Annotated in this window: 17 protein-coding genes and 1 pseudogene; 9 read left to right on the top strand and 9 right to left on the bottom strand. The window is 71.1% G+C overall.

Annotated features, from left to right (window positions below):
* Positions 1–373: YbjQ family protein (locus ACFWR9_RS02555; protein WP_383834320.1), on the bottom strand; the 373-nt coding region annotated here is incomplete at its 3' end.
* A 135-nt stretch (positions 374–508) separates the two neighbouring features.
* Here ACFWR9_RS02555 and ACFWR9_RS02560 point away from each other — a divergent pair.
* Positions 509–1,297 (top strand): DedA family protein, encoded by a 789-nt coding sequence (locus ACFWR9_RS02560; RefSeq protein WP_383834323.1) that lies wholly within the window; start codon positions 509–511, stop codon positions 1,295–1,297.
* 119 nt (positions 1,298–1,416) lie between these two features.
* Here the strand turns inward: ACFWR9_RS02560 and ACFWR9_RS02565 are convergent, their stop codons facing one another.
* Together ACFWR9_RS02565 and ACFWR9_RS02570 are read right to left on the bottom strand one after the other, a co-directional pair.
* On the bottom strand, positions 1,417–3,126 hold the full coding sequence (locus ACFWR9_RS02565; RefSeq protein WP_383834325.1) for a threonine/serine exporter ThrE family protein: 1,710 nt from the start codon (positions 3,124–3,126) through the stop codon (positions 1,417–1,419).
* 113 nt (positions 3,127–3,239) lie between these two features.
* The gene (locus tag ACFWR9_RS02570) at positions 3,240–3,731 is read right to left on the bottom strand and encodes an inorganic diphosphatase (RefSeq protein WP_383834549.1); all 492 of its coding nucleotides are present in this window, start codon (positions 3,729–3,731) and stop codon (positions 3,240–3,242) included.
* An 82-nt stretch (positions 3,732–3,813) separates the two neighbouring features.
* Between ACFWR9_RS02570 and dacB the strand changes: the two genes are divergently transcribed.
* The 6 genes from dacB (at position 3,814) to folE (ending at position 11,421) form a co-directional block, all read left to right on the top strand.
* Positions 3,814–5,412, top strand: a complete 1,599-nt coding sequence (gene dacB, locus ACFWR9_RS02575; protein ID WP_383834328.1) for a D-alanyl-D-alanine carboxypeptidase/D-alanyl-D-alanine-endopeptidase — start codon at positions 3,814–3,816, stop codon at positions 5,410–5,412.
* A gap of 80 nt (positions 5,413–5,492) precedes the next feature.
* Positions 5,493–6,620, top strand: coding sequence for a zinc-dependent metalloprotease (locus ACFWR9_RS02580; protein WP_383834331.1), 1,128 nt, complete (start codon positions 5,493–5,495; stop codon positions 6,618–6,620).
* A gap of 191 nt (positions 6,621–6,811) precedes the next feature.
* Positions 6,812–7,858, top strand: coding sequence for a tRNA lysidine(34) synthetase TilS (tilS, locus tag ACFWR9_RS02585; RefSeq protein WP_383834334.1), 1,047 nt, complete (start codon positions 6,812–6,814; stop codon positions 7,856–7,858).
* A gap of 27 nt (positions 7,859–7,885) precedes the next feature.
* Positions 7,886–8,446 (top strand): hypoxanthine phosphoribosyltransferase, encoded by a 561-nt coding sequence (gene hpt, locus ACFWR9_RS02590; protein ID WP_059301661.1) that lies wholly within the window; start codon positions 7,886–7,888, stop codon positions 8,444–8,446.
* A gap of 194 nt (positions 8,447–8,640) precedes the next feature.
* Positions 8,641–10,680: an ATP-dependent zinc metalloprotease FtsH gene (ftsH, locus tag ACFWR9_RS02595; protein WP_383834338.1), complete on the top strand. Its 2,040-nt coding sequence runs from the start codon at positions 8,641–8,643 to the stop codon at positions 10,678–10,680.
* A gap of 135 nt (positions 10,681–10,815) precedes the next feature.
* Positions 10,816–11,421 carry a GTP cyclohydrolase I FolE gene (gene folE / locus ACFWR9_RS02600; protein ID WP_383834342.1) on the top strand — a complete coding sequence of 202 codons (606 nt, stop codon included), beginning with the start codon at positions 10,816–10,818 and terminating at the stop codon, positions 11,419–11,421.
* Positions 11,422–12,023: 602 nt separating this feature from the next.
* Here folE and ACFWR9_RS02605 read toward each other — a convergent pair.
* The 6 genes and pseudogenes from ACFWR9_RS02605 to ACFWR9_RS02630 form a co-directional block, all read right to left on the bottom strand.
* Entirely contained in the window at positions 12,024–12,512 is a 489-nt protein-coding gene (locus tag ACFWR9_RS02605; RefSeq protein ID WP_383834345.1) for a DUF3180 domain-containing protein, read from the bottom strand.
* A 61-nt stretch (positions 12,513–12,573) separates the two neighbouring features.
* On the bottom strand, positions 12,574–13,185 hold the full coding sequence (gene folK, locus ACFWR9_RS02610) for a 2-amino-4-hydroxy-6-hydroxymethyldihydropteridine diphosphokinase (protein WP_383834348.1): 612 nt from the start codon (positions 13,183–13,185) through the stop codon (positions 12,574–12,576).
* Positions 13,182–13,541 carry a dihydroneopterin aldolase gene (gene folB / locus ACFWR9_RS02615; RefSeq protein ID WP_064729103.1) on the bottom strand — a complete coding sequence of 120 codons (360 nt, stop codon included), beginning with the start codon at positions 13,539–13,541 and terminating at the stop codon, positions 13,182–13,184. Before folB ends, folK begins: the two co-directional genes overlap by 4 nt.
* Before the next feature lie 244 nt (positions 13,542–13,785).
* Positions 13,786–14,289, bottom strand: a complete 504-nt coding sequence (locus ACFWR9_RS02620) for a nuclear transport factor 2 family protein (RefSeq protein ID WP_383834351.1) — start codon at positions 14,287–14,289, stop codon at positions 13,786–13,788.
* On the bottom strand, positions 14,286–15,152 hold the full coding sequence (gene folP / locus ACFWR9_RS02625) for a dihydropteroate synthase (protein WP_383834354.1): 867 nt from the start codon (positions 15,150–15,152) through the stop codon (positions 14,286–14,288). The genes ACFWR9_RS02620 and folP overlap by 4 nt, the downstream gene beginning before the upstream one ends.
* A 161-nt stretch (positions 15,153–15,313) precedes the next feature.
* Positions 15,314–17,092 (bottom strand): annotated as a pseudogene (locus tag ACFWR9_RS02630) (phosphatidylglycerol lysyltransferase domain-containing protein); the annotation flags it as partial.
* 180 nt (positions 17,093–17,272) lie between these two features.
* Between ACFWR9_RS02630 and ACFWR9_RS02635 the strand changes: the two are divergent.
* Positions 17,273–18,403: an alpha/beta hydrolase gene (locus ACFWR9_RS02635; protein WP_383834357.1), complete on the top strand. Its 1,131-nt coding sequence runs from the start codon at positions 17,273–17,275 to the stop codon at positions 18,401–18,403.
* Positions 18,404–18,531: 128 nt separating this feature from the next.
* Positions 18,532–19,806, top strand: coding sequence for a hypothetical protein (locus ACFWR9_RS02640; RefSeq protein WP_383834360.1), 1,275 nt, complete (start codon positions 18,532–18,534; stop codon positions 19,804–19,806).
* Positions 19,807–19,811: the final 5 nt, after the last annotated feature.

The raw sequence follows: 19,811 nt of genomic DNA on the forward strand, positions 1-19,811 counted from the left end.
CGCCCCCCCCGCGCCCCCCCCCCCCCACCGCCGTCCCGTACGCGCACACCTCGGTACCGACGTCCGCCGCCTCCGTGACATCGAAGCGGAAGGCCAGCACCGCGTTGGCGCCACGCGCGCGTGCCTGCTCGACGAGCCGCTCCATCGCCTGGTTGCGGGTCTCGACCAGCGTCTTGGTGAGTCCGCGCAGCTCACCGCCGACCATCGACTTCAGCCCGGCACCGATCTGGCTCCCCAGGTGCCGGGAGCGCACGGTCAGCCCGAAGACCTCGCCGAGCACCTCCTGGACCCGGTGGCCCGGCAGGTCGTTCGTGGTCACGACGAGCACATCGGACTGCGGGCTCTGTCCACCGCCGTATTCTTCAATACCCATGGTTCTCAGGCTTCCCCGGGAAACTCCACAGTGCACCCCGAGGACCCCGGTGGAACCTGGGACACCGCGGCTGCGTTGTACGTTTGGGCAGCCAGGTCCAACCCGCCTCCCCCCAGCAGCAGGAGCCACAATCCCGTGACCACCCTTGCGCTCGGCCCCGAGTGGCTCAGCCCGGACTACCTGATCGAGACGTTCAGCCTGCCGGGCATCCTGCTCATCGTCTTCGCCGAGTCGGGACTCTTCGCGTTCCTCCCCGGCGACTCCCTGCTGTTCACCGCGGGTCTCTTCGTCGCCCAGGGCGAGTACATCAGCCAGCCGCTGTGGCTGGTGTGCACCCTGATCGTGCTGGCCGCAGTCATCGGCGACCAGGTCGGCTACATGATCGGCAAGTTCTTCGGACCCAAGCTCTTCAGCCGCCCCAACTCCAAGCTCTTCAAACAGGAGAACCTGGAGAAAGCGCACGAGTTCATGGAGAAGTACGGCCCCAAGGCGATCGTCCTGGCCCGCTTCGTGCCGATCGTGCGCACCTTCGCGCCCATCGTGGCGGGCGCCGGCCGCATGAAGTACCGCACGTTCCTCACGTACAACATCATCGGCGGCGTGGCCTGGGGCAGCGGCGTCACCCTCGCGGGCTACTGGCTCGGCCAGATCGAGTTCATCCGCACCAACGTCGAGCCGATCCTCGTCCTGATCGTCGTCGTCTCGGTCGTCCCGATCGCCATCGAGTACCTGCGCGAACGCAAGAAGAAGAAGCACGCCGCGGCAACCACACCCACGCCGCCCCAGCACCCCCAGCACCCGGTCATGGACGACGCCACGACCCAGCTCCGCCGAGTAGACCCGTACCAGCAGCCCCAACAGCCGTACGCCCAGCAGTACCCCCAGAACTACAACGACCAGTACCCGTACAACCAGGGCCGCTGAACCCACCCAGGGGCGCGGGGCTGTATCTGATATGCGGCTCCGCCGCGTGGGCGCGACAAGCCACAGCGCACCCGCGCCCGCAAGCGAACCGCACCACCCGACCCCGTAGGCGCCCTGCGTCAGAACCCACGCGTCCGCTTAGCCGCCCGGCGTCCCGCGGCGCTAGCCGCGCCCGGCACCTTCAAGAACAACCGCGAGATCTCCCCACCGAGGTTCACCCCGATCGCGATGGCCATCGCCAGCGCCACCGCCTTGGACAGCGACAGCAGCCCCTCGTCGACCTCGCTCTGGGCGATCGCCAGCAGTCCGAAGTACGTCGCGGAACCGGGCAGCAGCGGCCCGATCGCCGCGGTCGTGTACGGCAGCGCCGACGCGAACCGGTACCGGGACATCAGCTGCCCGAACAGACCCACGAGCCCCGCCGCGGCGGCCGTGGAGGCCACCGGCGAGATGCCGCCGGCGTAGTGCATGGCGCCGTACACACACCAGGCGACGCCGCCGTTCAGGGTCACCGCAAGGACGGTGGATCGTTCCTGCTGGAGCAGGATCGCGAAGGCCAGCGACAGCAGCATCGAGGCGAAGATCTGCACGAACGGTTCGTCGCCCGAGCCCAGCTCGGCGTCCGGGTTCAGGTTGGCGCCGAGCTGGACGCCGAAGTACAGGACCACCAGCACCCCGGCGACGATGCTGACGAAGAAGTACATGACCTCCAGCAGACGCGCCGCGGCGGTGATGTAGAAGCCGGTCAGACCGTCCTGCACCCCCGCGACCAGCGCCCGCCCCGGCAGCAGCGCGAACAGCCCACCGGTGATCACCGCGGACGCCTTCACATCGACGTGGACCAGCGTCAGCGCGATGCCGATCGCGGCCGGCGGCATCGCGGCCACCGCGAACTGGTAGAACTCCGGCAGCCCGCGCCCCGCGCACAGCCACGCCAGCCGGTCACCGAGAATCGCGCCGATCATCGCCGCGAAGAACACGATCACGTCACCGCCGACGAGCAACGAGGCGCCGCCCGCGAGCAGACCGCTCGCCGTGCTCAGTACCCAGGTGGGGTACGGGTGCCGGTTGCGACGGATCTCCGCGAGGCGCCGGTAGGCCTCCTCCAGCGAGATGTGCGTGTCGGGGTCGCTGAGGTCGTCCACCAGCTGGAACACGGCCGCGAGCCGGGTGTAGTCGGTGCCGCGGCGGCGTACCGTCCGCGACGCCGTCACCGGGTCCTCGACCAGGGACGGCTGGTGGGAGATCGATAGCAGGGTGAAGGTGACGTTCGGCTCGCAGCGGTCCAGGCCGTAGGACCGGCAGACGGCGAACATCGCCGCCTCCACGTCCTCGGCGCCCTCACCGCCCGCCAGCAGCAGCTCCCCGATACGCAGCGTCAGGTCGAGCACGCGCGGCACGGCGGGGCCGGTCTCGTCGTCGTGCTTCTGCGACGGCTCGGGCGCGGGCCGCTCGGCCACCGGCATGCGCAGCATGGCCCGCATCCGGTCCTGCCAGGGCACGTCCGTCAGGCTCACCGCCGGGAAGCCGCTCGCCGGGGTGAACGCGGTCGGCGCGGTCCACGCGTGGTACGTGCTCGGCGTCGTGAACGCCGACCCCTCGGCGTCCGCGGGCGTGGCCGGGGGCGCCTCCATGCCGTCCGGCAGCGAGAACTCCGAGGTCGTCTCGGACTCCGTTCCGGTGTGCCGCGGGACGGCCAGTCCCCGCGGGATCTCGAACTCGGACGTCGTCGACGACTCGCCGTCGATCGACGCAGCGATCCCGCCCGGCTGCCGGAAGGCACTGTGTGCCTCGTCCGACTGCGGCTTGCGGTCCTCCGCCTCGGTCACCTGCGCAACGCTCCCTGGTACGAACTCACCCTCCTGTTGATCTCAGTATGCGCACTCGCACGCGAACGGGCCGCACGCGGGTGGCGTGCGGCCCGTTACGGGAGGGGGGCTGCTCAGTGGCCGCCCTGCTCCTTGAAGCGCTTGTAGGACCGCTCGATCTCGATCTCGGCGTCGGTCCGGCCCACCCAGTCGGCGCCCTCGACGGACTTGCCGGGCTCCAGGTCCTTGTAGACCTCGAAGAAGTGCTGGATCTCCAGGCGGTCGAACTCCGACACGTGGTGGATGTCCCGCAGGTGCTCCACGCGCGGGTCCGTCGACGGCACGCACAGCAGCTTGTCGTCGCCGCCGGCCTCGTCCGTCATCCGGAACATGCCGATCGCGCGGCACCGGATGAGGCAGCCCGGGAAGGTCGGCTCGTCCAGGATGACCAGCGCGTCCAGCGGGTCGCCGTCCTCGCCGAGGGTGTTCTCGACGAAGCCGTAGTCGGTCGGGTAGGCGGTCGAGGTGAAGAGGCGGCGGTCCAGGCGGATACGACCGGTCTCGTGGTCCACCTCGTACTTGTTCCGCGAACCCTTCGGGATCTCGATCGTGACGTCGAACTCCACCGGACGCTCCTCCATGATCAGTACATAGTTCTGGTGGTTAAGTGTCCCTCACGCCGGTGTGTGATCGCGAAAGGGGCTGGTGATGGTGCCAGAGCTGAGGCCTTGGCGGTCCGCGAGGCCGCACCTGGTGCGGGCCGCGGGCGCCGTACGACCCCGTCTGGCGCGCCTCGTCCGGGCCGCCGGACCGCGGATCGCGCGGTTCACGCGGGCCACGGGACCGCGGCTCGCCAAGATCACGAGGCCGAAGACCTGGCAGTACACCGCCGGTGCCGCCACCGCCGGACTGGCTCTCGCCGCCGGTGTGGTGACCGCCGCCGGCCCCTGGGACTCCACGGGTCAGCGTACGGCCGAGCGGGACCGGGCCGTCGCACTGGAGCGCACGGGTGGCGCAGATCACGATGGCGGGTCCGGCAGCTCCGGCACCGCGGCCGGGACACCCCGTCCCGCGCCCAGCGCCGGGTCCGTGCTGGCCGGCCTCGGCGGCGCCACCACCCCGGGCGGCGTCAAGGCGGCCCCGCGCGGCGAGGCCCTCGCGGACCTGCTCGGGCCGCTCCTCGACGACCCGGCGCTCGGCACCGACCGCGCCGCGTCGGTCGTCGACCTCACCACGGGCAAGCGCCTGTACGGCCTCGGCGGCGACGCGCCCCTCACGCCCGCCTCCACCACCAAGATCGCCACCGCGGTGGCCGCGCTCACCGCCCTCGGCCCCGACCACCGCCTCACCACCCGCACCGCCCTGGAGACCGACACCGGCGAACTCGTCCTGGTCGGCGGCGGCGACCCGACGCTCACCGCGCGTGCGGACGCCAAGGGCCTCGCGAGCCTGCGCACCCTGGCCGAGAAGACCGCCGCCGCCCTGAAGAAGCGGGACCTGCGCAAGGTGACGCTGTCGTACGACACGACGCTCTACGCCGGCCGGGAAGTGCACCCGATCGGGGTCAACGAGAACCTCGCCCGCGTCACCGCCCTGATGGCCGACGAGGCCCGGACGGACGACTCCACCAGCGGCCCCGCCCCGCGCGAGCCCGACCCGGCCGCGCACGCCGCCCGCGCCTTCGCCGGTTTCCTGAAGCAGCACGGCATCACCGCGTCGGCCCCCGGCCCCTCCAAGGCCACCGACCGCGCCGACACCCTCGCCACGGTGTCCTCGCCGCCGCTGTCCGCCCTGGTCGAGCGGATGCTGACGAACAGCGACAACGACCTCGCCGAGGCCCTGGCCCGCCACACCGCCGTGGCGAGCGGCAGGCCCGCCGACTTCGACGGGGCGTCCGCCGCCATGAAGGACCGGCTGAAGCGGCTCGGGCTGCCGGTGGGCGGCGCCGCGCTCCGCGACGGCAGCGGTCTGGACCGCACCGACGTGGTCAGCGCGGACCTGCTCACCGCCCTGCTGGCCAAGGCGGCCGACCCGGCCCGCCCCCAGCTCCGCCCGGTCCTCACCGGCCTCCCCGTGGCCGGATTCACCGGCACCCTGAGCAGTCGCTACACGGACGGCGCAGCGGGGGTCGTCCGCGCCAAGACGGGCACGCTGACGGGCGTGAACACCCTCGCCGGCACGGTCGTCACCGCCGACGGCCGCCTCCTGGGCTTCGCCTTCATGGCCCACGGGACGTCCGACCCCGCGGCGGCCCAGTCGACCCTGGACCGGGCGGCGACGAGCCTGGCGTCCTGCGGCTGCGCGTAACCCGGGCTCCCACACCCGGCTCCCACCCCTGCGCCTCGCACAGCCTGCCCCCAGCGGCGGCGCTCCCGTACCGTTGACGCATGACGAGCATCGGCGCAAATTCCGGCATGGTCGACTGGAACCTCGCGGTGGCGACCGCGACCCGGCTCGTACGGCCGGGCCCCGAGGTGAGCCGCGACGAGGCCAGGGCGGTCGTCGCGGAACTCCGCCGCCATGCCAAGGTCTCCGAGGAACACGTCCGGGGCTACACCCGGATGGCCACCGAGGAGATCCACGACACCCCCGTCCTGGTCGTCGACCGCCCCGGCTGGGTCCGGGCGAACGTCGCCGGGTTCCGGGAGATCCTCAAACCCCTCCTGGAGAAGCTGCAGGAGCGGCGCGGCGACGGCGCCGGCAACGCGGTCCTCGGCGCCGTCGGCGGCAAGGTCACCGGTGTGGAACTGGGCATGCTGCTGTCGTTCCTGTCCTCCCGCGTCCTCGGCCAGTACGAGACCTTCGCCCCGGCCACCCGGGAACTCCCCGCCGGTGCCGACGGCGGCGGCCGGCTGCTCCTTGTCGCGCCGAACATCGTGCACGTCGAACGCGAACTCGACGTCCACCCGCACGACTTCCGCCTGTGGGTGTGCCTGCACGAGGAGACGCACCGCACCCAGTTCACGGCCGTGCCCTGGCTGCGCGACCACCTGGAGGGCGAAATCCAGTCGTTCCTCGCGGAGACCGACGTCGATCCCATGACCGTCCTGGAGCGGGTCCGCGAGGCCGCCCAGACCCTCGCCGGGGGCCGCCCCGAGGGGGAGGAGGACGACAGCGGCCGCTCGCTGGTGGAGCTGGTGCAGACCCCGGCCCAGCGGGAGGTCCTCGGCCGCCTCACCGCCGTGATGTCCCTGCTGGAGGGCCACGCCGACTTCGTGATGGACGGGGTCGGCCCGGCGGTCGTGCCGAGCGTCGGGGAGATCCGCGAGAAGTTCCAGCAGCGCCGCGCCAAGGGCGCCTCCCGCCTCGACCTGGCGCTGCGCAAGCTGCTCGGCCTGGACGCCAAACTCCGCCAGTACCGGGACGGCGAACGCTTCGTACGGGCCGTCGTCGACGAGTGCGGAATGGACGGCTTCAACCGCGTCTGGACCTCGCCCAACACCCTCCCCACCAAGTCGGAGATCGCCAAACCGGCGGACTGGATCGCGCGGGTGCACCGCAAGCCGGAGTCGTGAGCCCCCCGGACGCGGCGTGAACGATTCCGGCCGACGGCAGGCGAACGACCCTCCAATCACCCGTCCGAGGGACCGTGGGCCCTCGACAGGCGTGCGATGCTCGGGGAACGGCCCGTTTCTGTCACCATCTACACACTCTGCGTGACAGAACTCCGGGCTCACCCCCGAAAACTTCATGAAGGGCACCGGACATGGGTCCCCATCCTGCGGTCGCGGCGATACGCCTGGCGGTCCGCCGCGTCCTGCACGACATCCTCACCGAACTGAAGACCACGGCCGGCGTCCCCGCCGCGACGGCCGCCGGACCGACGCCCGAGCGGCCGCCGTCACCGCTCGTGCTCGTGGCCTGCTCCGGCGGCGCCGACTCCATGGCGCTCGCCTCCGCCCTCGCCTTCGAAGCCCCCCGGCTCGGCATCCGGGCCGGCGGCGTCACCGTCGACCACGGCCTGCAGAACGGCTCCGACCTGCGCGCCGAAGAGGTCGTCCTGCGCCTGCGCGAACTGGGCCTGGACCCCGTCGAGGCCACCGCCGTCAGCGTCGGCCGCGCGGGCGGCCCCGAAGCCGCCGCCCGCCACGCCCGCTACGCCGCCCTGGACGCCGCCGCGGCCCGCCACGGCGCCGCCGCCGTCCTGCTCGGCCACACCCGCGACGACCAGGCCGAGACCGTCCTGCTGGGCCTCGCCCGCGGCTCCGGCATCCGCTCCCTGTCGGGCATGGCCGCGGTCTCGGGGGCCGACGGCCGTTACCGGCGCCCCTTCCTCCAGGTCGACCGGCAGACCGCCCGCAAGGCCTGCATGGTCCAGTCCCTGCCGGTCTGGGACGACCCGCACAACGCCGACCCGGCGTACACCCGCTCCCGGCTGCGCCACGAGGGCCTGCCCGCCCTGGAGAAGGCCCTCGGCAAGGGCGTCGTCGAGGCCCTCGCCCGCACCGCCCAGCTCTCCCGGGACGACGCCGACGCCCTCGACACCTGGGCCCGCCAGGCCGAGGAGGGCGTCCGCGACGCCACGGGCGTGCTGGAGTGCGCCAAGCTCTACGCCCTGCCGCCCGCCGTACGCCGCCGGATCCTGCGCCGCGCCGCCATCGCGGCCGGTGCCCCCGCCGGTGCGCTGTTCGCCCGCCACATCGAGGAAGTCGACCGGCTGATCACCGGCTGGCGCGGTCAGGGGGCCATCAACCTCCCCGGCAAAGTCGTCGCCCAGCGGCAGGGTGGCAGACTGGTGATTCGGCAAGGCTGAATCCGGCCGGTGGGACGACCGAAAGTGATGCGGGTGGACGCGAACGACATGGGTGCCGACCTCGAGAAGGTACTCATCACCAAGGAAGAGATCGACGCGAAGCTGGCCGAGCTGGCCGCGAAGATCGACGCGGAGTACGCGGGCAAGGACCTGCTCATCGTCGGCGTACTCAAGGGCGCCGTGATGGTCATGGCCGACCTCGCCCGGTCGCTGTCCACCCCCGTCACCATGGACTGGATGGCGGTGTCCTCGTACGGCGCGGGCACCCAGTCCTCCGGCGTGGTGCGGATCCTCAAGGACCTCGACACCGACATCAAGGGCAGGCACGTCCTGATCGTCGAGGACATCATCGACTCCGGCCTGACCCTGTCCTGGCTGATCTCCAACCTCGGCTCGCGCGAGCCCGCCTCCCTCAAGGTGTGCACGCTGCTGCGCAAGCCGGACGCGGCGAAGGTCGCCATCGACGTGGAATGGGTCGGCTTCGACATCCCCAACGAGTTCGTCGTGGGCTATGGCCTCGATTACGCCGAGAAGTACCGCAACCTCCCGTTCGTCGGTACGCTCGCGCCGCACGTCTACGGCGGCTGACCCGCCCCTGTGGCGGGCCGCACGGCGATTGGGGGGCTACCGGGAACCCCGGAGGCCTCCGCGCCGTTGGAGGATGCAGACGGGACGCCAGCGGTCCCGTGCGGCTGAGGGCCGTCGCGCTGGGGTACCGTCAGAAGAACTGTCTTATCAAACTCACTATGGCAGGAGGGACGGGGCGACACCGCTCCGTGTGGATGGACGTGAAGCGATACTTCCGTGGGCCAATCATGTGGATCGTGCTGGCCGTCCTTGCCGTGGTCGTGTTGATGCAGGTCGTAGGCTCGTCCGGCGGCTACAAGACGGTGGACACGGGCCAGGTCGTCCAGGCGATCAACGACAACAGGGTCGAGTCGGCCAAGCTGACCACCGGCGACGAGCAGACCATCAAGGTCCAGCTCAAGGACGGCGAAAAGATCGAGGGCAGCTCCAAGATCCAGGCGAGCTACATCGGCGACCAGGGCGTCGACATCGCCAATTCCTTGCAGAACAAGTACCAGGACAAGCAGATCTCCGACGGCTACACGGTGTCGCCGTCGAAGCAGAACCCGTTCGTCGGCATTCTGCTCTCCCTGCTCCCGTTCGTCCTGATCGTGGTCGTCTTCCTGTTCCTGATGAATCAGATGCAGGGCGGCGGCAGCCGCGTGATGAACTTCGGCAAGTCCAAGGCCAAGCTCATCACCAAGGACACCCCCAAGACGACGTTCTCGGACGTCGCCGGTTCGGACGAGGCCGTCGAGGAGCTCCACGAGATCAAGGAGTTCCTCCAGGAGCCGGCCAAGTTCCAGGCCGTCGGCGCCAAGATCCCGAAGGGCGTGCTGCTGTACGGCCCGCCCGGCACCGGCAAGACGCTGCTCGCGCGTGCCGTCGCGGGCGAGGCGGGCGTGCCGTTCTACTCGATCTCCGGTTCCGACTTCGTCGAGATGTTCGTCGGTGTCGGCGCCTCCCGGGTCCGTGACCTGTTCGAGCAGGCCAAGGCGAACGCTCCCGCGATCGTCTTCGTCGACGAGATCGACGCGGTCGGCCGCCATCGCGGCGCCGGCCTCGGCGGTGGTCACGACGAGCGCGAGCAGACCCTGAACCAGCTGCTCGTCGAGATGGACGGCTTCGACGTGAAGGGCGGCGTGATCCTCATCGCCGCCACCAACCGGCCCGACATCCTCGACCCGGCGCTGCTGCGCCCCGGCCGCTTCGACCGGCAGATCGCCGTCGACCGCCCGGACATGCAGGGCCGGCTGGAGATCCTCAAGGTCCACCAGAAGGGCAAGCCGGTCGCGCCGGACGTCGACCTGTCGGCCGTCGCCCGCCGTACGCCCGGCATGACCGGCGCCGACCTGGCCAACGTGCTGAACGAGGCCGCCCTGCTGACGGCCCGCAGCGACAAGAAGCTGGTCGACAACCAGATGCTGGACGAGGCGATCGACCGTGTGGTCGCGGGCCCGCAGAAGCGGACCCGGATCATGTCGGACAAGGAGAAGAAGATCACCGCGTACCACGAGGGCGGACACGCCCTGGTCGCGGCGGCCTCGCCGAACTCCGACCCGGTCCACAAGATCACGATCCTGTCGAGAGGCCGGGCCCTCGGTTACACGATGGTGCTCCCGGACGAGGACAAGTACTCGACCACGCGCAACGAGATGCTGGACCAGCTCGCCTACATGCTGGGCGGCCGCGCGGCCGAGGAACTGGTCTTCCACGACCCGACGACGGGCGCCGCCAACGACATCGAGAAGGCCACCAGTGTGGCCCGTGCCATGGTCACGCAGTACGGCATGACCGAGCGCCTCGGTGCCATCAAGTTCGGCGGTGACAACAGCGAGCCGTTCCTCGGGCGTGAGATGGGTCACCAGCGCGACTACTCGGAAGAGGTCGCCGCGCTGGTCGACGAGGAGGTCAAGAAGCTCATCGAGACGGCGCACAACGAGGCCTGGGAGATCCTGGTCGAGAACCGAGACGTCCTCGACAACCTCGTTCTCGCCCTGCTGGAGAAGGAGACGCTGGGCAAGGAGGAGATCGCCGAGGTCTTCTCGCAGATCGTCAGGCGCCCGGCCCGGCCCGCCTGGACCGGTTCCTCACGCCGTACGCCCTCGACCCGTCCGCCGGTGCTCTCCCCCAAGGAGCTGGCCCTGACGAACGGAGCGAACGGCGCGCCGGCGGCGATCTCCACCACCAAGAGCGCCACGGTGGAGCCCGACCCGGTACCGGAACGAGCCCCGGAGGACCGCCCGGAGAGCTGACCCGGTCACTCCCGGTGGGCCCCACCAGGCCCGGAATGTATGCCGCGCCCCCCAGGTTCTAGCCTTGGGGGGTGCGGCATTTCCTTATGCCGATCCTTATGCCGACCGCAGGACAGCACAGGAACGAGGCACCAGATGACCGACCCCGTGACGTTGGACGGCGAGGGCGAGATCGGCGAGTTCGACGAGAAGCGGGCCGAGAACGCCGTACGCGAGCTGCTCATCGCGGTCGGTGAGGACCCGGACCGCGAGGGCCTGCGGGAGACCCCGGCGCGGGTGGCGCGGGCGTATCGGGAACTCCTGGCGGGACATGAGCTGGAGCCCGAGGACGTACTGACGACGTCGTTCGACATCGGGCATGACGAGATGGTCCTGGTGAAAGACATTGAAATCGTCAGTTTGTGCGAGCATCACATGCTGCCGTTTCATGGTGTAGCCCACATTGGGTACATCCCAGCAGAGAGCGGCAAGATCACAGGATTGTCGAAGCTTGCGCGGCTGGTCGAGGTTTTCGCCCGTCGTCTGCAGGTGCAGGAAAGACTTACCACGCAGGTCGCCGACTCCCTCATGCGGATTCTCGAGGCCCGGGGCGTGATCGTCGTCATCGAGGCCGAGCACATGTGCATGTCAGTGCGTGGGGTTCGTAAGCCGGGTGCCAAGACCACGACGTCGGCGGTGCGCGGTCAGCTTCGGGATGCTTCGACCCGCGCCGAGGCAATGAGCCTGATATTGGCACGCTGACCCGATTGTCAGTGGTGCCCGGTACCGTCCTTGATCAGTGAGTTGATCGCTGATCAAGGGGGGATCGCGGTGGGGTACGGGCTGCCCAGCAAGCAGACGGTGAACGCTGTCGAGGGGCGCTTACAGGCGCGGAATGTACGAGTGGGTTGCCGTCTGTGGATGTTGGATGGGGAGCGCACAGTCCAGACCACCGTCGCGGCGGTCACCACGGCCCGGGCTCGCGAAGTAGTGGACGTCGTAACCGATCACGTGAGGTTCACCGTGGCACCTGACCAGATGCTGGGTACGCCCGATGGGTGGGTTCACGCAAGGGATGCCACAGGGACCGTGCTCGCCTGGGCACAGGCGCGGAAGTTGTGTCGCGCAAGGTTGATCGTCAAGCCGGGTTATGAGCTGGGCTACCTGATCGGGGCCAACAGGCACGTTCAAAGCCGAGCGGCATCCCCTGCAACTCCGAGAGTCCTGCTGGACCCAGGTCCACGAGGTGCGGCTGCGGACCACCGTGAACAAGCCGTTCACCCTCTACAGCTACCGCCTCGACCCACACCCCGGATTCCTGGTCAACGGACACCTGGTCCGTCAGCCCTGGTAAGCCATACACGTCACACCGTCGGCGTGGCCCCCGTGCCGTTGTCTTCGTCATCCTCCGGGAGCTTGCAGACCCGCTCCATGAAGACCGCGGCCGCTATGACGCCGACGCCCGCCACCACCGAGAGTCCGGCGTAGATGGACTGGTCGCGGCGGGCCGGGATGTCCAGGTACTCCAGCAGGAAGACGCCCGTGCCGCCGTACATACCGGCGACGAGGGCGGCCACCAGGGCGCTGGCCTGGGCGAAGACGACCGCGCGCGCCGCCATCATCGGGTCGACCCCCTTGGCGTCGGGGACGCGGTCCCGCTGGGCCTTCAGCCGGGCGCGGATCGACAGCGCCGTGGCCAGCAGGATCACCGCGATCAGGGCGAGGACGACCGGGGCGGCCAGGGGGACGCTCGGCAGGGTCCCCACCGAGTTCCACAGGCGGGCGCCCGCCCAGGACAGGACACCGGCGACGACGAACACGCCGGCCAGCACCCTGATGCGCAGCTCTTTCACGGTGTTCCGGTGTCCCTTCGGTTCCCCTGAGCGGTCGTCGTGACCTCGTCGACCTTAACGACTACTCGGGCAGCCGGAGTTCCAGGTCCGCGCGGGGCGCGACACCGTCTCGGGTGACGGAGTCCAGGAGGTCGGCGACCGTGCCCCGTCCGGGCAGCCGGGCCTCGGGGTCCACGTCGAGCCAGGGGGCGAGCACGAAGGCACGCTCGTGGGCGCGCGGGTGGGGGAGGGTGAGCTGCGGGTCGTCGGAGACGACCTCGGCGTAGGCGACGATGTCGACGTCCAGGGTGCGCGGGCCCCAGTGCTCGTCGCGGACCCGGTGGAAGGCCTCCTCGACCGCGTGCGCGCGCTCCAGCAGGGAGGACGGGGGCAGGGTGGTCTTCACGACCACGACCGCGTTGAAGTACGACGGCTGGCTGTCGGGCGCGACGCCCCACGGCTCCGTCTCGTACACCTGCGACACCCCTTTGACGCGCACGCCGGGGGTGTCCTCCAGGGCGTCGATGGCGCCCTGGAGGGTCTCCAGCCGGTTGCCCAGGTTGGCGCCGAGGGCGATCACGGCGCGCTTGGGGTTGGACAGCGTCGTGTCCGCGGCGTCGACCTGCTCGATGACGGAGGCGGGCACCGGCTGAACGGTCGGGTCGCTGGAACCCTTGGCGAAGGGGGCGCTCATACACGGCTCCGGATGATGGTGACGGTCACGTCGTCGAAGGGGACGGTGATCGGCGCGTCCGGCTTGTGGACGCAGACCTCGACCTCCCGCACCCCGTCGTGCTTCAGACAGACCTGGGCGATGCGCTCGGCGAGCGTCTCGACGAGGTTGACGGGCTCGCCCTCCACGACGGCCACGACCTCCTCGGCCACGATGCCGTAGTGCACGGTCTTCGCCAGGTCGTCGTCGGCCGCGGCCGGCCGGGTGTCCAGGCCCAGGACGATGTCCACGAGGAAGGTCTGGCCGTCCTCGCGTTCCTTGGGGAACACACCGTGGTGCCCGCGGGCCTTGAGGCCGCGCAGCGCGACACGATCCACGCGAATCACTCCTGCAGTCGTCGGTCAAGACCGGTCGTACCACGTGCGGGCGGTACGGCGGCCACAGTCGAATCTACCCGCGAGCACCGACAGTGCCGGGCCACGGGGGGTGTGGGACCGGGCGGGGGCCGGGAGGTTTCACCCGGCGTTTTCCCTGGCGGCCCCGGTGGATCACGGGTTGGTAGCCGCCCATACCCGGCGGTCCGTGATTCCAACCACTTCTTGCGCTTCTTGGTCCTTCCGGTCAGGAAGGTGTGTCCTCGCTCTCCTCGTCGTCGGTCTCCGCGAGTACGGGGGAGGCATGGTGCGACCAGAGTTTCCAGCCGGCGGGCGTACGCCGGAACGTGTTCGTGGCGACCACGAGCTGGCCGACGAGCGGGCCCAGCTCCTCGTCGCCGTCGGGGGCGGGGCCGCCGCTGAGGATGTTCTCGGTGCAGGTGACCAGGGCGGTGTCGCCGGTGACGGAGACGTGGACGTCGGTGAGGAAGAACTGGATGTAGTCGGTGTTCGCCATGATCAGGGCGTAGGAGCGGAGGACCTCGCCGCGGCCGGTGAGCACCGGCCAGCCGGGGTGCACGCAGGAGACCACGCCGGCGTCGGCCGGGTCGTGGTACGTCTCGTCGACGCCCAGGTCGGACGGGGTGAGCCAGAACGCGGAGACCTTCTCGAAATCGCCCTGTTCCACCGCCTCGTAGAAGGCGGTGTTGGTGGACTCGACCTGTTCGACGTCGAGGTGCGGGGCGTTCACCGGGCTCCTTCGACGGCGCGGGCGACCCGTACGGCGTCGGCCGTGGCGCGGACCTCGTGCACGCGGACGGCCCATGCGCCGGCGTGCGCGGCGAGTGCGGAGACTGCGGCGGTGGCCGCGTCGCGCTCCCGCGCGGGGGGTGGGGTGGCCTGGGGGCCGGCGGCGAGGACGCGGCCGAGGAAGCGTTTGCGGGAGGCGGCGACGAGGAGGGGGTGGCCGAGGCCGAGGAGGCGGTCGAGGTGGGCGAGGAGGACGAGGTCGTGCTCGGCGTTCTTGGAGAAGCCGAGGCCGGGGTCGACGATGACGCGGTCGGGGGTGATGCCGCCCTCCAGGACGGCCTCCACGCGTGCGCGCAGCTCGTAGACGACCTCGGTGACGACGTCGGCGTAGACGCCCTTGACGTTGCCGGCCTCCAGGAGACCGCGCCAGTGCATGACGACGAACGGGGCGCCGGCGTCGGCGACGACCGGGATCATCCGGGGGTCGGCCAGGCCGCCGCTGACGTCGTTGACGAGGGCGGCGCCGGAGGCGAGGGCCTGGGCTGCGACCGAGGCGCGCATGGTGTCGACGGAGACCGTGACGCCCTCGGAGGCGAGGCCGCGCACGACGGGGACCACGCGGCGCAGTTCCTCGTCCTCGTCGACGCGAGTGGCGCCGGGGCGGGTGGACTCGCCGCCGACGTCCACGAGGTCGGCGCCCTGGGCCACCAGGTCGAGGCCGCGCTTGATGGCGGCCGTGGTGTCGAAGAAGCGACCGCCGTCGGAGAAGGAGTCGGGGGTCACGTTGACGACCCCCATCACCGCGCAGCGGTCCCATGCGGTGAGTCCCGCCAGGTGGTGGCGGCGGCCGGTCTGCTTGCTCATGTGTTCAGCGTAGGCCCAGTGGGCGGGGTGCCTGCGGCGGCCTGTGGCTGCTTCGGTGGGGGTGCGCGTAGCGCGTTGGGTTCGGTTGTGGGTCGCCGTACGCGGCTATCCGCCCAGCTGCGCCCACCCCGCTCAGGCCACGTGCGGGTCCCCATGGGCGCATGGGCGCATGGGCGGCGGGGCCTCGTGCGGCGGCGTAGGGCTTGGGGGAGGGGTGGGGTGAGGGTGACGAAGCCCTCGGCCTGCATCGCGGCGAAGCCGATGCGGGGGAGGTCGGCCGAGGTGCGGTAGACGACGAAGCGCGGCTCCCAGCGGGGGCGGAACTTCGCGTTGAACTTGTACAGGGACTCGATCTGGAACCAGCGGGAGAGGAAGACCAGCAGGCCGCGCCAGGCCCGCAGGACCGGGCCCGCGCCGATCTTCTCGCCGCGCGCGAGCGCCGCGCGGAACATCGCGAAGTTCAGCGACACCCGCGCGATGCCCAGCTTCGGCGCCGCCTCGAGCGCGGCCACGATCAGCAGCTCGTTCATGCCGGGGTCGGCCGCGCGGTCGCGGCGCATGAGGTCCAGGGACACCCCGTCGGCGCCCCACGGCACGAAGTGCAGGACCGCCTTCAGGTCGCCGTACTCGCCCGGCTCGGCGTCCTGCTTGTGCGCGGTCGCGATCAGGCAGTCGCCGTCGGCCGGGTCGCCGACGCGGCCCAGGGCCATCGAGAAGCCGCGCTCGGTGTCGGTGCCCCGCCACGCGTCGGCGGCGCGGCGCACGCGGTCCAGTTCGGCGTCGGGGAGGTCAGCCACGCGCCGTACCCGGGTCTCGTAACCGGCCCGCTCGATGCGCTTGACCATCTGGCGTACGTTGCGCATCGGGCGGCCGGCGAGGGAGAAATCCGGGACGTCCACCACCGCCTCGTCCCCCAGTTCGAGCGCGTCGAGCCCGGTCTCGCGGGTCCACACCTCACCGCCGGTCTCGGAGCAGCCCATCACGGCCGGCGTCCAGGAGTGGGCGCGGGCCTCGTCCATGAAGCGTTCGATCGCGCCCGGCCACGCCTCGACGTCGCCGATCGGGTCGCCACTGGCCAGCATCACGCCCGAGACGACGCGGTAGGTGACGGCCGCCTTGCCGCTGGGGGAGAAGACCACCGCCTTGTCACGGCGCAGCGCGAAGTGGCCGAGGGAGTCGCGGCCGCCGTGCCGGGCGAGGAGGGCGCGCAGGCGCGTCTCGTCCTCCTCGGTGAGGCGCGCGGCCGGGTGTTCCGGGCGGAAGGCCAGGTAGATGGTGGTCACTGCGGTCAGCAGGCCGAGCGCGCCCAGGGAGAAGGCGACCGTCCAGGACGTGTTGCCCCGGTAGTCGACCGGCCCTTCCACGCCGAACAGGCCGTAGAGGGCGTGGGTGAGGCGGTCGGCCAGGCTTGGCGCGCCGACCATGCGGTGCGGGTGGGCGTTGACGACCAGGAGGCCGAGGGCGAGCGAACCGGCCCCCATGAGGACGAAGTTGGCCAGTGCCCGCCAGCGGCTGCGCGGGTCGGGCAGGGCCGCGAACTGGTCCCGGTGGCGCAGCAGGGGCGCGAGCAGGGCGAGGGAGATCAGGACGCCGAGGAGTGAGTGCCGGTAGCCGAACTGGGCGATGGCGCCGAGCGGGAGGAGGGCCACCGCGGCCCGCCACGCCCGGCGCTTGCGGCGTTTGAGGCCGTGGGCGAGCAGCAGGAGCAGCACGCCGGCGCTGAGGGAGAGGGCCGCGGCGAACGGGCCGAACGCGCCCGGCAGTACCTCGGCGAGGGCGTGCATCCGGCTGTGCCGGAAGCGCGGGAAGACACCGGCGGCGATGTCCAGCAGGCCGACGAGCGCGCAGGCGCGTCCGACGAGGAGCGGCACGTTCTCCGGACGAGGGCCGCGCGGCAGTCGACGTACGCGGGTGGGTCCTGCCGGAACCCCACCCGACATTTCCTCATCTGTCCTGACAGACATCGCACCTGTAGTTCTGCGAGTAACCGTGGATCCGGGCCCGTTTCGGGCATCCGGCGACATTGCGCCCTCTAGGACGGTGTCTTGGCGGGAGAGGTTCACTCCCCTCGATCGGAATGCCCGAACGGGCACACGGAAAGCGCGGGCAGGTACCAAGGCATGGGTCTCACGAGCGACAAGGTGCTGGCGTTGGCGGTGCTGGCCGGCGTGCTGCTGTTCGCCGGCACGGTGTGGCTGTGGCCGCGGCTGGCCCGCGGTGGCATACGCGCCGTCCTGGGGCGCGTGGGCCTGCTGTTCGCGACCCAGTTGGCCGTCTTCGCGGCGGTCGGTCTGGTGGCCAACCAGTCGTTCGGGTTCTACGGCAGCTGGGCCGACCTGTTCGGCCGGGAGAACGGCCGGGGCGTGGTCGTGGACCACGCGGCCGGCGGTTCCGGCGGGCCGCTGCGGGTGGTCGGCGACAGGAAAGTGACGCAGGTGGGCGGGGGGCGGCCCGAGGCGGGCGGGCGGATCGAGGAGATCGAGGTCGTCGGCCGTACGACGCGGATCGCGACACCGGCGTACGTGTATCTGCCGCCGGAGTACTTCCAGGCTCGGCACCGCGGCCGTACGTTTCCCGCGGCCGTCGTCCTGACCGGGTACCCGGGGACCGCCGGGGCGCTGGTGGACAAGCTCCGCTATCCGCGCACGGCACTGGAGTCGGCCCGGGCCGGTCGGATGCGGCCGATGATCCTGGTGATGCTGCGGCCGACGGTCGCGCCGCCCCGCGACACGGAATGCGTGGACGTGCCGGGCGGCCCGCGGACGGAGACGTTCTTCGCGAAGGATCTCCCCGAGGCGGTGGGCGGCCACTACCGCGTGACCGAGGGGCCGGGGAGCTGGGGTGTCGTCGGCAACTCGACGGGTGGTTACTGCGCGCTGAAACTCGCCGTGCACCATCCCGAGGTGTTCGGCGCCGGGGCCGGGCTCTCCGCGTACTACGACGCGCCGAACGATCCCACGACTGGTGATCTCTTCCAGGGGGACAAGGAACTGAAGAACCATGCCAATCTGTGGTGGTATCTCAAGAACAAGCCCGCGCCGGACACTTCCCTGCTCGTGACCAGCAGCAGGTCGGGCGAGACGAACTACAAGGACACGCTGAAGTTCATCGAGCGGGTCAAGAGCAGGAAGCCGACCCGGATCTCTTCGATCATCCTGGAAAGCGGCGGGCACAACTTCAATACCTGGCGGCGCGAGATTCCCGCGACGCTGGAGTGGCTCGGTCAGCGGCTGGGCGGGCGCAGGGCGTGAATGATCTTGAGGTAATTCGCCCGTCGACGGGCTTGTGGAATCCCGGTGCCGTGTGAACACGCCGGAGACGGCCGTGTTTTTACGGGGCGGGGCGCCAAGATTCGCCTACGCGCGGTAAGTTTCTGGCCATGCCACGTGGACGTCACCGCCATTCCCCGCCTCTGCACAGGCTGCTTCCTCCGTCGGCGATCGCAGGCGTCTCCGTCGTCTGCGCCCTCGGCCCCTGGGTGTTCAGCGAGACCATGATCCTCCGTGTGCTGGCCGCGGCCGCCGCGGTGACGGCCGTCGTCGGCGCGGTCGTCATGCGGCACTGGGACGCACAGGCGGGCAGGCGCGTCGCCGACCTCACGCGCGCGCGTGCGAGCGACGAGTGGCGGTACGAGGAACGGGTCGCCGAACTGGAGTCCGACCTGGAGGAGTCGCGCGAACTGCGCGTCAAGCTGGAGCACCGGCTGCGGGCCAAGCGCACCGAGCTGGCGGGGCTGCGCAACGAGCACGCCGCGCTGCTGCGGCGCTACGCCACGGCGGAGACCGAGCGCGCCACCGCGCTGGAGGGCCGCCGCCTGCTGGAGATAGAGGCCGTGCCGTCGGCGCCCGCCCTGCCGGCGGCACGACCGGCACCGGCCGAGGAGGCGGCGGACGAGGACGGTGCCCCGGCCGCCGCGGACACGGGCGTGGCGGACACGGGCGAGGCGGAGATGGCCGAGGCGCCGGCCGTCTTCTCGCCCGCGGGCTCGCGGCTGTTCCTGCGCGCCAGCGACGCCCTCGCGCGCTTCGACGAGGACGCGCCGAACGGCCCGGACGGTGGCGACCGGGACGACGGCGGCGACTCGTCCGACGACGACGACGGCGGCGACGACGGTGACGGCGGTGACGGCGGCGGCAGCGGCGGCAGCGGCGGTGGCGAGAGCGCGACGGCGCCCGAGGCGGCGCAGGAGGACGAGGCGCAGGGGCAGCCCGAGGCGGCCGACGGGCACGAGAGCTCCGCCGCCGCCTCTCCGGCGACGCAGTCCGACGAACGGCCCGCGCCGCCCGCCCAGTCCACCCGGCGGGCCGACGGGCACTTCACGGTGCCGACCGCGGTGGCCGTCGTACCGGCGGCTCCGGCGCGGCGTCCGTCGGTCGAGGGCGGGTTCGACTTCTTCGGCACCAAGGCGCCCGGGGGCGGCACGGACGGCGCGGACGGTGCGGTGCCCTCCGACGCCGCCCTGGAGACCGTCCAGAACGAGGATCTCGCCGACGTGGTCGGCCAGGAGGCCCTCGCCCTGCACAAGGCCGAGGCGGAGGCCACCTTCAAGCCGGCCGGCGAGGAGTCCCGGGGGGTCGGTCAGGTGATCGACCTGACGGCGCACGACGAGACCGAGCAGATCGACATCCAGGGGCTGCGCAGCGCGGTGTCCTGACCGCC

This window comes from Streptomyces sp. NPDC058534 (assembly GCF_042717365.1).
Taxonomy (GTDB): Bacteria; Actinomycetota; Actinomycetes; order Streptomycetales; family Streptomycetaceae; genus Streptomyces.

Excerpts from the sequence above, each read along its gene's own strand:
- ACFWR9_RS02640 (WP_383834360.1), top strand. The coding sequence starts at position 18,532 with ATGCCACGTGGACGTCACCGCCATTCCCCGCCTCTGCACAGGCTGCTT.
- dacB (WP_383834328.1), top strand. The coding sequence starts at position 3,814 with ATGGTGCCAGAGCTGAGGCCTTGGCGGTCCGCGAGGCCGCACCTGGTG.
- folK (WP_383834348.1), bottom strand. The coding sequence starts at position 13,185 with ATGAGCGCCCCCTTCGCCAAGGGTTCCAGCGACCCGACCGTTCAGCCG.
- ACFWR9_RS02580 (WP_383834331.1), top strand. The coding sequence starts at position 5,493 with ATGACGAGCATCGGCGCAAATTCCGGCATGGTCGACTGGAACCTCGCG.
- folE (WP_383834342.1), top strand. The coding sequence starts at position 10,816 with ATGACCGACCCCGTGACGTTGGACGGCGAGGGCGAGATCGGCGAGTTC.
- tilS (WP_383834334.1), top strand. The coding sequence starts at position 6,812 with ATGGGTCCCCATCCTGCGGTCGCGGCGATACGCCTGGCGGTCCGCCGC.
- folP (WP_383834354.1), bottom strand. The coding sequence starts at position 15,152 with ATGAGCAAGCAGACCGGCCGCCGCCACCACCTGGCGGGACTCACCGCA.
- ftsH (WP_383834338.1), top strand. The coding sequence starts at position 8,641 with ATGGACGTGAAGCGATACTTCCGTGGGCCAATCATGTGGATCGTGCTG.
- ACFWR9_RS02635 (WP_383834357.1), top strand. The coding sequence starts at position 17,273 with ATGGGTCTCACGAGCGACAAGGTGCTGGCGTTGGCGGTGCTGGCCGGC.
- hpt (WP_059301661.1), top strand. The coding sequence starts at position 7,886 with ATGCGGGTGGACGCGAACGACATGGGTGCCGACCTCGAGAAGGTACTC.